Here is a 13,135-nt window from a genome sequence, read left to right as displayed (position 1 = left end):
ATTCATGTTCTGTTTGAGGAACACAGGTGTGGCGGTTCTTTTCATGTTGGCAGAGTGTTTGCTTAATGGCTTCATACTAGGCCCTGCAAACAAGGTTCAACAATGAAGGCGATCGGTTTCAAACACACCACGCCGAGAGTGAAGGACAACGGTTTCAGCGAACCAGGCCCGGCTGCGCCGCACACACGGATCGGCAAAAGTCTGGTTCACAGCGTTACTGCCGGTTTCAGCGGCAGGGGAGCGAGCTGAGGTGGCCGTCTTCGTTCTGATCCACGGGGCGTTCACCGGCGGATGGATTTGGGGCCGTACAGCCAAGGCCTTGCGCGCGCTGGGGCATGACGTGCATCGGCCAACCCTTACGGGATGCGGAGAGCGCGCGCACCTTCTACGTCCGGAGATCGTCCTGGCCATGCATGTGGAGGACGTGGCCCAGATGCTCTTTCACGAGGATTTGGATCAGGCGATACTTGTGGGCCATGGCTATGGGGGAATGATCGCCTCGGCAGTGGCCCACAGGCACGGCGGAAAGGTTGCCGGAGTGGTGCACCTTGACGGAGTGGTCCCTGAGCGAGGGGCGACTTTTCTTGAGGCATCCGGCAAGGGAGGCGGCAGGTTGAGCGCGCGGCAGAACGGCTCGGAGTGGCTCGTTGCTCCGCCTCCTGTGGAGACCTTTGGAGTGAGATGCCGGGAGATGGCGCGCTGGTTATCGGTTCGGCTTCAGCCGTTCCCTCGCCAATGCCTCGGCACCCCTTACCCTTATGGAACAAGAGACAGGGAAAAACCGTGCATCTATCTGCGCACCACTGTCCTGGATGATCCGGCAGTCGGGGCTCAGGCAGCCAGAGCGGCGCTTACGGGCATGAGGGTGTTGGAACTGGCCACAGGGCCATTGCCAATGGTTACCAATCCCGGTCGTTTGGCCAAAACGTTGGATTCGATTGTCCGGCACATGGGGAATGGTAATCCCGTCAGAAAAAACGGCCAGGAGCCGGCGTGGCAAACCCGGAACCATTGAAGAAGTCAATCGATGAATTCCAGGAGTTGTATATGAAGAAATTTTTCGTGCTGCCCATGCTCTTGTTCACGATGGTGTTGGGTTCGTCCGCTGAAATTTGGGCTCAATCGGTGACCGTGTCCGGAGCCGCGAGCCTGACAGCCGCCTTTACCGGGATCAAACAGGCCTTCGAAAAGGCCAACCCGGGGTTCACGGTGCACACCAACTTTGCGGCCTCCGGGGCGCTTTTGGCCCAGATAGAGGCGGGAGCTCCTGTGGACGTGTTCGCTTCCGCTGACCAGGAGACCATGGACCGCGCCCAAGCAAAGGATTTGATCGTGAAGGAATCCCGGAAGGATTTCGTGGCCAACTCCCTGGTGCTGGCCAGGCCCAAGACTGGCGGGGGCAAGGTGACCTCCCTGCAGGATTTGAGCAAGCCGGAGGTGGCGCGCATCGGCATGGGACAGCCGGAGACCGTGCCGGTCGGGCGCTACACCCGCGAAGCGCTCATGGCAGCTGGATTGTGGGACTCCCTGCAGCAAAAACTTATTTTCGGAAACAACGTGAAACAGGTGTTGGATTATCTTACCCGGGCCGAGGTGGACGCGGGCTTCGTGTTCGCAACGGACGCCATGATAGCCAAAGACTCTGTTGAGATGGTGGCGGCAATACCCACCAAATCTCCGGTACTGTATCCCCTGGCCATTGTTCAGACCTCGAAAGACAAGCAGGCTGCTGAAGCCTTTGTTCAGTTCGTGTTGAGTTCAGAAGGGCAGGCCATATTGGCCAAATACGGATTCCAAAAGCCTTAGGTGTTGTTGCCTGCGGCGTATTCGGGTTAGATGGAGGGCGGGGGCCGCGAGTCATCACGGACCTCGCCCGCTTAACACCAACCGAGATGCGCCATGGACATACAAGACGTTGGCAAAACCCCCATTTCCGCCGCTCAGCCGGCCGGAATCGATCCCTCCTATGAACCGGAGTTCGAACAGCTTCAGGCCGAGATAGACAAGCTTTCCATGCCCTCGGCGAACAAGCAGGGTATCGACTGGGAAAATGTTCTCAAACTCTCGGAGACCATCCTCACCACCAAAGGCAAGCACCTGCCCACAGCCGCGTACATGGCCGTGGCGCTTCTGAAGAAAAACGCCATCCCAGGTCTGGCGGACGGAGTGAACCTGCTGGCGGACGTGACCACCACCTACTGGGATACCCTTTTTCCCCCCAAGAACCGCATGCGTGGCCGGGCCAACGCCATAGGTTGGTTCAGAGACCAGGTGCAGGCCTTTGTGGATGCCTTCACCACGGATTCCACCTTTCCTCAGGACGTGGTGCAACGGCTGGTCTCGGGGTTCGATACCCTGGACAAGTTCGTGGCCGAGAACGTACCGGACGGCCCGGGGCTCCGCGATCTGCTGGAATTCGCCAAGCGCCTTCCCGTGGAGACTCCCAAGGAGGAGGCGCCGCCAGCACCCGAAACCGGAAACGACGTCCAACAAACAGCGCAGCCTGTCGCCCAGGCTCAACCGCGCCCGGCCAGCTCCGCTCCTTCACAGCCAGCCAGACCTGCGGATCCGGCCGCCAGCCTGGAGGCCTGCCTTGGCCAGATGGTTTCCACCGCGGCAGTTCTATTGGAAGCCGATGCCAGCGATCCCAGGGCCTATGTGCTGAACCGTCTCGGGGCATGGATCAAGGTGGACGGGCTCCCTCCCGCGGACAAGGGCCAGACCATGATCCCGGCGCCCGACGAGAGCATCAAATCCTCCATCGCCCAGTTGGTCTCAGGCAGGCAGTACGAGGAAGCCGCGCGCCGGGCAGAATCGCAGGTGCCGGTGTATCTCTTCTGGCTGGACCTTTCCCGCCTGTCCGCCCAGGCCCTGGATTCACTTGGCGCCAAAGGGGCCCCGGCCCTGGATTCGCTCAAGGCCCAGACCGCGCTCTACGTCGCGCGGCTCAAGGGCATCGAAGCCATGAGCTTCTCGGACGGGACGCCCTTTGCCGACGCCGAAACAAGAACCTGGCTCAAGTCCATCGCTCTGGGGGCAGGCTCCTCCATGGAAGCCGCGTCTTCGGATTCGCCCCTGGGCAAGGCGTTTGAGTCGGCCCAGGCCCTGGCGGCGCAGAAAAAATTCGTCGACGCCGTGACCACCCTGCAGGAGGCGCTCAGGCAATCCCGGTCAGGCCGGGAACGCTTCGACTGCCTCATCGCCATTGCCGGAATGCTTTCCCAGTCCGGCCGGGCAGACCTGGCCGGGCCGAACATCGACGAGCTCCTAAGCCTTATCGACCAGTACAAGCTGGAACAGTGGGAGCCGGACACGGCTCTGCGCGCGCTGCTGGCCGCTTACGACGTGTTGTCCCTGGACGTGAGCGACGAAGGCAAGTCCCATACGCGCCAGGTGCTGTCGCGCATCGCCAGGATCAATCCGGCGGCGGCCATGCGGGTGAGCGGGTAGGGGGCTCCCATTCCTGGCGGGCGCCGGACTGGTCGAGTGCCCTAAGAATCCTCCAAGGATTGGCTTTCCGCGTGTAATGGGCTAGGGGTATGGGCGGAGCGGCTCTTCCAGTCTCAAAAATAATCACGCATTTACAGGTAGTTATAAATGTCTGATTTCGTGCATCTTCATTGCCATACAGAATATTCCCTGCTCGACGGTGCCATACGCATCGGAGATCTCGTCAAACGCGCCAAGGAATTCGGGTGCCCGGCAGCGGCCATAACCGACCACGGCAACATGCACGGCGCTCTGGTGTTCTACGAATACTGCAAGAAGGCCGGCATAAAGCCCATCGTGGGCTGCGAGGTCTATGTGGCCAAGGGCGGCCGGGCCGAGAAGAACGCCCGCTCCCCGCGCGACGCCGGGTACCATCTTGTCCTGCTGGCCCAGAACCTGACTGGATTCAGGAATCTCCTCAAGCTTTCCTCAGAGGGGTATCTTTCCGGCTTCCATTACAAACCCAGGGTGGACAAAGCCCTGCTGGCAGCGCACGGCGAAGGGATCATCGCCCTGTCAGCCTGCCTGAAGGGCGAAATTCATCAGGCTCTGCTTAAGGAAGGCATGGACGCCGGGCGCGAGATGGCCCGCCAGTACATGTCGCTTTTCCCGGACCGGCTCTACCTGGAACTCCAGGCCAACGACCTGCCCGAGCAGGCCCAGCTCAATAAGATGGTCATTGAGCTGGCCGACGAGATGAAGCTCCCCTTGGTGGCCACCAACGACTGCCATTACCTGGAAGCCGGAGACGCAGCGGCCCACGACGTGCTCCTGTGCATCCAGACCCAGGCCCAGGTGGATGACGAGAAGCGCATGCGCTTCACAACCCAGGAGCTCTACTACCGCTCCCCGGCTGAAATGGCCGTAGCCTTTCCCGAGCTTCCCCAGGCCCTGGCCAACACCTGTGAGATTGCCGAGCGCATTGACCTGGAGCTTGATCTCAAAACCCACCATTTTCCTGTATACGAGGTGCCCCAGGGCAAGACCCTGGACGACGAGATGGCGGACATGGCGCGCAAGGGCCTCACCGAGCGCCTGGCCAAGATGAAGCTCCCCCCCGACGATGAGAAGCGTTACTGGGACCGTTTGGACTATGAGCTGGACGTCATCGCCAAGATGGGCTTCCCAGGGTATTTCCTCATCGTTCAGGACTTCATCAACTGGGCCAAGAACCAGGGCATCCCCGTTGGTCCGGGACGCGGCTCGGCGGCCGGGTCGCTTGTGGCTTTCGCGCTTCGCATCACCAACCTGGACCCCCTTCCCTACGATCTTCTTTTCGAGCGTTTCCTCAATATCGAACGCATCTCCTTGCCTGATATCGACGTGGACTTCTGCGAGCGCCGCCGCGCCGAGGTCATACGCTACGTGTCCGAGAAGTACGGGCGAGATTCCGTGGCCCAGATAACCACCTTCGGCACCATGAAGGCCAAGGCCGTGGTCCGCGACGTGGGCCGGGCGCTCGGCATGAGCTACGGCGAGACCGACCGCATAGCCAAGCTCATCCCCGAAGACCTGAAGATGACCATCGACAAGGCCCTCAACATGGAGCCGGAACTCGCCGTACTCGTGGACCAGGATCCTCAGATCGCAAGGCTCATCGACGTGTCGCGCCGTCTGGAAGGGCTTTCCCGCCATGCCTCCACCCACGCAGCCGGGGTGGTCATCTCGGACAAGGCCATGACCGAGTACGTTCCTCTCTATCAGGGCAAGAACCAGGAAATAGTCACCCAGTGGGACATGAAGCGGGTGGAGAAGATCGGCCTGGTCAAGTTCGACTTCCTGGGTCTTAAAACCATGACCGTGATCCAGGACGCCCTGGACATCATCAGGGAGATGGGTCACGAGCCGCCGGACCTGGACAACCTGCCCCTGACGGACGAGGAAACCTACAAGCTCTTTTCCAGGGGCGACACCGACGGCATCTTCCAGGTGGAATCCGACGGCATGCGCAAGTATCTGCGCCAGCTCAAGCCCAACTGCTTCGAGGACATCATCGCCATGCTGGCCCTGTACCGTCCGGGCCCCTTGGGGTCGGGCATGGTGCAGGAGTTCATCGACCGCAAGCACGGCATAGTGGAGGTGAAATACCCCCACCCGGACCTGGAGCCGGTGCTCAAGCCCACCTACGGAGTCATCGTGTACCAGGAGCAGGTCATGCAGATCGCCCAGGTGCTCTCGGGATACTCCCTGGGAGAGGGCGACCTGCTGCGCCGGGCCATGGGCAAGAAAAACCCCGAGGAAATGGCCAAGCAGCGCACGCGTTTTCTGGAGGGAACCCAGAAGAAGGGCATTCCGGACGCCCAGGCCAATGAAATCTTCGACCTCATGGAGAAGTTCGCCGAGTACGGGTTCAACAAATCCCACTCGGCGGCCTACGCGCTCATCTCCTACCACACGGCCTTTTTGAAGACCCACTTCCCCGTGGCCTTCATGGCCGCGCTGATCACGTCCGACATTGAAAACCAGGACAAGGTCCTGAAGTACATTTCCGACTGCACGGACCGCGACATCGAGGTGCTGCCCCCGGACGTGAACCTCTCCATGCGCCATTTCAGCGTGAAGGAAGACAAGATCGTCTACGGCCTGGCTGGCATCAAGAACGTGGGCGGCGAAGCCATAAATGAGATCGTGCGCGAGCGCGAGGAGAACGGGCCCTATGAAAGCCTGGTGGACCTGACCTCCAGGGTGAATCTGCGCAAAACCACCAAGCGGGTGCTGGAGTTTCTCATAAAGGCCGGAGCCATGGACAGCTTCGGCGCGCCGCGGGCATGCCTGGCCGCCGGGCTGGACAAGGCCGTGGCCCAGGGCCAGAAGCGGGCCGAGGACAAGAATTCCGGCCAGTTTTCGCTCATGAGCCTGGCCCCGGTGCCCAAGTCCAAGAGCACGGGCATCGGCCTGAACTGCGAGGAGGCCCTGGTGCCCGAGTGGGGGCACGAGGAACTCATGGCCAAGGAAAAGGAGGCCCTGGGCTTCTACCTCACCAGCCATCCGCTCAAGGTCTACGCGCGCGACATCAGGCGCATGGGCATAAAGACCCTTTCCGAGTGCAAGGGATACACTCCGGACAGCGAAGTGACCGTGGCCGCCGTGATCACCACCAAGAAAGAGCACATCACCAAGAAGGGCGACAAGATGGCCTTCTGCGGCCTGGAGGACATCGCTGGCGACGGCGAAGCCATCTTCTTCCCGGAGGCCTTCGCCAAATGCCGGGACCTTCTGGCCGGAGACCAGCCGCTTCTCATCACCGCCAAGATCGGCAAGGAGAACGAGGAGCCCGGCGACCACCCGGTGAAGCTCAAGCTGGTGGTGCAGTCCGCCCGGTCGCTTTCCGAGGCCGTTGCCGCAGGCGACGAACCTCTGGAGGTGAGGGTGGAGGCCAACGCCTGCCGCACCCTTGCGGGACTCAAGGAAATCTTTAATAAGTATCCAGGTCCAGCCAAGGTCAGGCTGCGTCTGGTTTTCGACGATTTGGAATGTCTGGCCGGGCTCTCCGAGGACCTCTCGGTGGGGCCTTGTCCGGAATTCTGGCAAGCCGTGGACGACTGCCTGGCCTCTGAGGCAAGCAAGGCCACGGCTTAAAGGGGACTCAACGTGACTTCAAAAACCGTTGCCGAGCGGCAGCCCATGCGTCGTGGCGTGTTCAGGCTGTCCATCACCGACGAATTCTCCTCCTCGCACTGTCTGCGTAACTACGACGGACCCTGCGAGGCGCTGCATGGACACAACTTCGTGGTCGAAGCCGTGTTCCAGGGTGAACGCCTCACCCATGACACGGAGATGCTCATGGATTTCAAGGACCTCAAGGGTTTTTTGAAACAGGTTCTGGACAAACTGGATCATACCCATTTGAACAACGTTCCCTATTTTCAGCGCCGCAATCCCACGGCCGAGAATCTGGCCCGCTACATTTACTGGGAGCTGGGAAGGCTCCTTGAGGGGTTGCCCGCCGGAATACACGAGGTGAGCGTTTTCGAGAAGTCCACAAGCAAGGCCACCTATTCCGAGGTGTCATGAGGCTTCTTATCCAGCGTGTGGCCGGGGCCTCGGTGGAGGTGTCGGGCGCGTGCGTGGCCTCCATATCCAAGGGGTTTCTTGTGTTTGCCGGGTTCGGGCCGGACGACGGCCCGCAGGCCCCTGAATCCCCGTGGTGGAGGGCCATGGTGGAAAAGCTCCCAAAACTGCGGATCTTTGCCGACGAAGCAGGCAAGATGAACCTGAATCTTTCCGAGGCATCCGGCGAGCTTCTGCTTGTGTCCCAATTCACCTTGTACGCCGATTGCCGCAAGGGACTTCGTCCTTCCTTCTCCTCAGCCGCCCCCCCTGAAGTGGCCAGGAGTCTTTTCGACCGCCTGTGCTCCGATATGGAAGCGCTCCTGCCAGGCCGGGTGAAAACCGGTGTTTTCGGGGCGGACATGTCTGTTGCCCTCACCAACTGCGGCCCTGTGACCATCATGCTCGACAGCAGGGACTTCGCTTGATGACCTCCGAGGACATCCGCGTCCTGGTGGTGGACGACTCCAAAACAGTCCTTCGTCTGCTCACCTACATTCTTGGGCAGCAGTACCGGCTCCAGTCTGCCGAAGACGGTCACGAGGCCATCGAGGCCCACGCCACCTTCAAGCCCGATGTGATCATCCTGGACATGAACATGCCCGTCAAGTCCGGCTTGGAAGTGATGCAGCACATCCGGGGGGTGGCCCAGGACCACGAAGTGCAGATCATCGTGCTCACGGCCCAGGACACCAAGGCTCTCAAGGCCAAGGCCTTCGCCGCCGGGGCCAACGATTTTCTGGGCAAGCCCTTCGACCGGGAGGAACTCCTGGCCCGGGTGGGAGCCGCCGCCAGACAGGTGAATCTGAACAGGCGGCTCAGGCAGGCGTATGAGCGCATAAGCCGCGAGATTGACTTGGTGGCCGGGCTGCAGAGGCGGCTTTTGCCGGACTGCACTCCGCTTTTGGGGGAGAACACGGTGGAGTGCCTCTACCGCCCTTCGGGCAGGGCCAGCGGCGACTACTACGACTTCTTTACTCTTCCCGACGGAACCATGCGGGTCGTCGTGGCGGACGTGTCCGGGCACGGGGCGCGGGCCGCCTTTCTCATGGCCGTGGTGCGAACCCTGGTGCGCGTCTCCCAAACCCACTATCTCTCCCTGGGGGAAACGCTCTCCCTGGCCAGCCACCATCTTTTGTCATCCATCGGTGAGGAACCGGACTTCGTGACCCTGGCCGCGGCGGACATCGATCCCAACACGTGCACGCTGACCTACGTCAACGCGGGGCACTGCCCACCGCTCTTGTGGAGTGACGGCAAACCCCAATGGCTTGACCCGACCGGGTCGGTGCTGGGCTTTTTCGAACAGGAATTCAAAACCCGAACCATCTCTTTCACCAAACCGGCCGGGCTTTTTCTTTATACGGACGGCTGGTACGAGTGGCGGGGGCTGGAACGGGAGATTTTCGGCCTGGAGAACTTCAAGCTGCTCGCCGAAAACCTCCTGTCTTCCGGCCGTTTCACTCTGCAGACTCTTCTGGAAAATTTATGCGGCGAGCGGTCCGGGCCGGTGTTCATCGATGACGTGACAGCCCTGTGGGTCAACGTGGGCAGCCCTTTGACCCGGGTGTTCAAGGGGATATCCTCTGCATCCGCCAGCCGGAGCTTGGCCAAGGACGCCGTTGCGGTTGTGGGCGAATACATATCCGACCCGGACATCCTTCACGATCTGGACATTGTGCTCACCGAGGCCTGCGCAAACGTCAGCCGGCATGCGTACCAAGGAGGCGAAGGAGCCTTGGAGGTGCGTCTGCGTCTGCATCCTGGCCGTTCGGTCGAGTTCGAGGTGGCGGATTGGGGCAAGGGCTTCGGCGACAACGTGAGCTTCAAGAACGCCGCTCCCGAGTCGGAATGCGGCCGTGGAATGTTCATCATCTGTAAACTTTCCGATGTCTGCGAACTCAAACGCCGCGGCAGCGAAAACGTCCTGCGCGTGGTCAAACTGATTAGGAAGGACCTGTGGAAAACCTGACCTGGATTCACAAGGGCGAAAGCCTCATGGGGAAGTATTCCGGCGAGATCACCATGGAGATCACCCAGTCCTTCAAGCGTGAGGTGGAGAAGGTTCTTGAGGACGGCACGTCTTCTCTTCTGGTGTTGGATCTTTCCGAGATAAGCTTCATGGATTCCTCGGGCATCGGTTTCCTGGTTGCGTGCAACACCCGGTTGCAGTCTTCGGGTAAAACCCTGGTGCTTTTTTCCCCTAGCGCGCAGGTAAGAAAGACCCTTGAGCTCGTACAGCTCATGGAATTTTTCAAGGTGGTAGAGAATCAGCAGGAACTGGACGTTCTGACCGGGAAGTGACGCCTGATGCCTGATGCTCCCAGGGTGCTTCTGGTCACCAGCCGCTTCTTTCTCTTGGGCGAGGTCATGGCGGCCTTCGACCGCATGGGCGTCGCCTACCGCTACCTGGATACCGGCGGCGACGAACTCGTGCTGGATGACTATCTTAGGACCCTGGTCACGACCATAAAGGAGTTCAGGCCCCATTTCGCCCTTACGGTCAACCACCTGGGGGTGGACCACGAAGGGGTGCTCACAGGGCTTCTTTCGCGGCTGGACATCCCCCTGGCGTCCTGGTTCGTGGACAATCCCGCCCTGGCCCTGGCCCTGTACTCCGACCCGGCTGCAAAACGCACCGCAGTCTTCACCTGGGACGCCGACAACATGGAGCCCTTGCGGGCCCAAGGCTTCGAACACGTTTTCTACCTCCCGCTGGCCACGGATGAACTCCGGTTCGTCCCTCCACCCGCTCCCTTGCCTCAGGATCATCCTTGGCGTGCCGATGTGAGCTTTGTGGGCAATTCCATGGTGATAAAAACAGGCAAACGCCTTCTTTATGCCAATCCGGGCGAAAGGCTCCTGGGTGCCGTGTCCGAGCTGGCCAGGGCTTTCGGGCAGCATCCGGAATGGAGCGTCAGGGCCTTCATTGCCGACCATTTCCCTCAACTGGTGGAGGATTTCGAGGCGCTTGGCACGCCTCAGCGCCAGCTGGCCTTCGAAACCGCCGTCATCTGGGAGTCCACGCGTCAGTATCGTGAGGAGTGCCTGGGCAAGGTGATGGAGTTTTCTCCGGTCATAGTGGGTGATGCCGGGTGGCTCCAGACCTTCGCGGACGAGGGGCGCAGGTGGCGCAGGCTTCCGGAGCTGGCCTACTACGACCAGCTCCCTGGGTTTTATCCTCTCTCCAAATTGAATTTCAACTGCACCAGCCTGCAAATGAAGGGGGCGGTGAACCAGCGCGTGTTCGACGTTCCCGCCTGCGGCGCTTTTTTGCTGACCGACCACCGGGCCCAGATGGAGCGGCTTTTCGAACCCGGCAGGGAGGTCGCCGTGTACTCGCACCCCGGAGAGATTCCGGACATGGTGAGACATTACCTGGCTCATCAAGGCGAACGCGACAGAATAGCGAAGGCGGCCAGGGAACGGGTGCTGGCCGAACATACATATGTGATCCGGATGGGACAGCTTTTGGACGTGATGCGGACCACGTTCACCTGAGCGTAGCCATAGGCGAATGTAATCTTCGTTGTACGGAACAAGGGTGTCGGGGAACAAGGAGCTCACTATGCCGATAGTCGAGTGGGACGAGAGCATGTCGATCGGGCTGTACCTGATAGATGAGCAGCACCGGGAACTCGTGGTCTTGATAAACAGCATCGGCGACGCCATCGAACGCAGCGCGAGTCAGACAGAGATATCGAGATTCATCAGAAAGTTTTATAATTATACAATCACCCACTTCCAAACCGAAGAGTCCCTCATGGATCACGCCACATATCCGGAATACTTCACCCAGGTGAAGGAGCATCTGGAGTGTTCCATGAAAGCGCTCGAATTCCACCGGCGGTTCGTTCACGACCATGACTTCGATCTGAAAGAGTTCTTAGACTACATCGTGGTCTGGTTCGTGAAACACACCACCGGAATTGACCAAACCCTGGCCAAGCATCTGCTGGATCGCGGCCTGTCGGACAGGTTGCGGACCGATTGAGCGGATTGTGTCCATTATGTCCTGGCTGCTCGAAACACTCCCTGACCCTTTGCGAACCGCCCTGGTCCATGGCTGCGAAGGTGCCGGGCATCTGGCCGCGTGCGCACGTCTGGCCGGAGCCGCCGGACATGTGCGTCTTGCTGGTGAGCTCTCATTGGCGGCCTGGGTGGAGTCGCCTTTGGACGCCGACCTGGCCAGCCAGGCGGCGATGTTTGAACACGCTCCCGTGGCCGCTCGCGAGCTGGCGGCTCACGTGGCGCAAAATACCGCTCCCCCAAACGATCTCGCATACTACCGGCGCCTGGCTGAACGTCGCGACACCGCCAAGATCGGGAACTATCTTCGCCTGCAAAGCGAAAAAGAACCCGGCAACCTTTTCTGGGAACGCTTGAACCTAACCCATGCCCTGGACGCCGGAGATTGGGATTGGGCCGGTTCGGTCCTCGCCGGCCTGCCGGAACCCCTGGCCAGGCTTCTGGGTGGAGATGTGGCCATGCTGCGGGGAGAACCCGAGGCCGCGTTGGCCAATTATTCCCGATGCGCCCGTCTCTGGGAGTGTCCGGGGCTTCAAATACGGCTTGGCCAAGCCCATTGCGCGGGCGGAGATTTCGCTCAGGCGGTGCAATGGCTTAAGGCCGGTCTGGTCCGGGAGCCCTGGCGAGTGCAGCCCCTGTTGGTGCTCAACGATATCGCCTGGGGGCAGAGAAAGCTCCGGAAAGCGCTTCCGGGCCGGGTCGAAGTGCTCCTCTATACGTATAACAAGGTCCGGGACATCGATCAGACCCTTGAGAGCGTTTTCTCCAGTGATCTTGGTGGAGCCCGGGTGACCGTGCTGGACAACGGCAGCACTGACGATACCTCGGACGTTCTGGCAGGGTGGTGCGGCAGGTTGGACCCGGAGACAATGGAAGTGGTGAGCCTGCCGGTGAACGTGGGTGCTCCGGCGGCCCGTAATTGGCTCATGAGCCTTGAGCATGTGCGCTCAGGCGACTGGGTGGTTTTCCTTGATGATGACGTGGATCTTCCCAAGGACTGGCTTGCTGCCCTTGGCGCAGCGGCCGCGCTGTATCCCGACGCTGGCGTCTGGGGAGCAAGGGTGCGCGATTTCTCGCGGCCTTCCCACATCCAGTCGGCCGACGTCTTCCTCGAAATTTTACCGGGCGACGGGCAACAGCTCAGGCGCTTCAGCCTCTCATCCTGCCACCACCAGACCTTGGACCGGGGCCAGTTCTCCTATGTCCGGCCTTGCGCCACGGTCACCGGGTGCTGCCATTTTTTTAGGGCAAAGGAGTTGGCCTCCAGCGGCGGCTTCGACCTGCGCTACTCCCCGTCACAGTATGACGACCTGGATCATGACATCCGCCTGCTTCTAGCGGGCAAAGTTCCCGTTTACCAAGGGCATTTGGCTGTGAGCCATTTCAAGTCCACGGGCAGCCAAGGGGCACAGGGGCAGGCCCAATACGGAATTGGCTGGGCCAACCAGTACAAACTCCACCAAAAGTTCGAACAGGATGATTTCACCAGGGCTGCCCTGACAGCGGATCAGACCGCCTGGGAAGATGCCCTGGCCAAGTGGCGCGCGAACATGGGGGCATAAACCGC

Annotated in this window: 11 protein-coding genes; all 11 read left to right on the top strand. The window is 60.5% G+C overall.

What is annotated here, in order from left to right:
- The first annotated feature begins 250 nt into the window (after positions 1 to 250).
- The 11 genes from HY795_03340 to HY795_03290 all read left to right on the top strand — a co-directional run bounded on the left by HY795_03340 (position 251) and on the right by HY795_03290 (position 13,130).
- On the top strand, positions 251 to 1,015 hold the full coding sequence (locus HY795_03340) for an alpha/beta fold hydrolase (protein MBI4804248.1): 765 nt from the start codon (positions 251 to 253) through the stop codon (positions 1,013 to 1,015).
- A 32-nt stretch (positions 1,016 to 1,047) separates the two neighbouring features.
- Entirely contained in the window at positions 1,048 to 1,806 is a 759-nt protein-coding gene (modA, locus tag HY795_03335) for a molybdate ABC transporter substrate-binding protein (GenBank protein ID MBI4804247.1), read from the top strand.
- 93 nt (positions 1,807 to 1,899) lie between these two features.
- Entirely contained in the window at positions 1,900 to 3,450 is a 1,551-nt protein-coding gene (gene tssA, locus HY795_03330) for a type VI secretion system protein TssA (GenBank protein MBI4804246.1), read from the top strand.
- A gap of 147 nt (positions 3,451 to 3,597) precedes the next feature.
- Entirely contained in the window at positions 3,598 to 7,068 is a 3,471-nt protein-coding gene (dnaE, locus tag HY795_03325) for a DNA polymerase III subunit alpha (GenBank protein ID MBI4804245.1), read from the top strand.
- A gap of 45 nt (positions 7,069 to 7,113) precedes the next feature.
- Positions 7,114 to 7,503, top strand: a complete 390-nt coding sequence (queD, locus tag HY795_03320; protein MBI4804244.1) for a 6-carboxytetrahydropterin synthase QueD — start codon at positions 7,114 to 7,116, stop codon at positions 7,501 to 7,503.
- Positions 7,500 to 7,967 carry a D-tyrosyl-tRNA(Tyr) deacylase gene (locus HY795_03315; protein ID MBI4804243.1) on the top strand — a complete coding sequence of 156 codons (468 nt, stop codon included), beginning with the start codon at positions 7,500 to 7,502 and terminating at the stop codon, positions 7,965 to 7,967. Before queD ends, HY795_03315 begins: the two co-directional genes overlap by 4 nt.
- The gene (locus HY795_03310; protein MBI4804242.1) at positions 7,967 to 9,511 is read left to right on the top strand and encodes a SpoIIE family protein phosphatase; all 1,545 of its coding nucleotides are present in this window, start codon (positions 7,967 to 7,969) and stop codon (positions 9,509 to 9,511) included. Before HY795_03315 ends, HY795_03310 begins: the two co-directional genes overlap by 1 nt.
- On the top strand, positions 9,499 to 9,843 hold the full coding sequence (locus HY795_03305) for an STAS domain-containing protein (GenBank protein MBI4804241.1): 345 nt from the start codon (positions 9,499 to 9,501) through the stop codon (positions 9,841 to 9,843). Before HY795_03310 ends, HY795_03305 begins: the two co-directional genes overlap by 13 nt.
- A 6-nt stretch (positions 9,844 to 9,849) precedes the next feature.
- Positions 9,850 to 11,040: a glycosyltransferase gene (locus HY795_03300; protein ID MBI4804240.1), complete on the top strand. Its 1,191-nt coding sequence runs from the start codon at positions 9,850 to 9,852 to the stop codon at positions 11,038 to 11,040.
- 67 nt (positions 11,041 to 11,107) lie between these two features.
- Entirely contained in the window at positions 11,108 to 11,533 is a 426-nt protein-coding gene (locus HY795_03295; protein ID MBI4804239.1) for a hemerythrin family protein, read from the top strand.
- Positions 11,534 to 11,540: 7 nt separating this feature from the next.
- Positions 11,541 to 13,130: a glycosyltransferase gene (locus HY795_03290; GenBank protein MBI4804238.1), complete on the top strand. Its 1,590-nt coding sequence runs from the start codon at positions 11,541 to 11,543 to the stop codon at positions 13,128 to 13,130.
- The last annotated feature ends 5 nt before the right edge of the window (positions 13,131 to 13,135 follow it).

The organism is Desulfovibrio sp. (genome assembly GCA_016208105.1).
GTDB lineage: Bacteria > Desulfobacterota > Desulfovibrionia > Desulfovibrionales > Desulfovibrionaceae > Fundidesulfovibrio.
The sequence above is the reverse complement of the archived record's forward strand: the minus strand, read 5'-3'. Positions and strand labels throughout refer to the sequence as shown.

Excerpts from the sequence above, each read along its gene's own strand:
- modA (MBI4804247.1), top strand. The coding sequence starts at position 1,048 with ATGAAGAAATTTTTCGTGCTGCCCATGCTCTTGTTCACGATGGTGTTG.
- tssA (MBI4804246.1), top strand. The coding sequence starts at position 1,900 with ATGGACATACAAGACGTTGGCAAAACCCCCATTTCCGCCGCTCAGCCG.
- dnaE (MBI4804245.1), top strand. The coding sequence starts at position 3,598 with ATGTCTGATTTCGTGCATCTTCATTGCCATACAGAATATTCCCTGCTC.
- queD (MBI4804244.1), top strand. The coding sequence starts at position 7,114 with ATGCGTCGTGGCGTGTTCAGGCTGTCCATCACCGACGAATTCTCCTCC.
- HY795_03315 (MBI4804243.1), top strand. The coding sequence starts at position 7,500 with ATGAGGCTTCTTATCCAGCGTGTGGCCGGGGCCTCGGTGGAGGTGTCG.
- HY795_03310 (MBI4804242.1), top strand. The coding sequence starts at position 7,967 with ATGACCTCCGAGGACATCCGCGTCCTGGTGGTGGACGACTCCAAAACA.
- HY795_03300 (MBI4804240.1), top strand. The coding sequence starts at position 9,850 with ATGCCTGATGCTCCCAGGGTGCTTCTGGTCACCAGCCGCTTCTTTCTC.
- HY795_03295 (MBI4804239.1), top strand. The coding sequence starts at position 11,108 with ATGCCGATAGTCGAGTGGGACGAGAGCATGTCGATCGGGCTGTACCTG.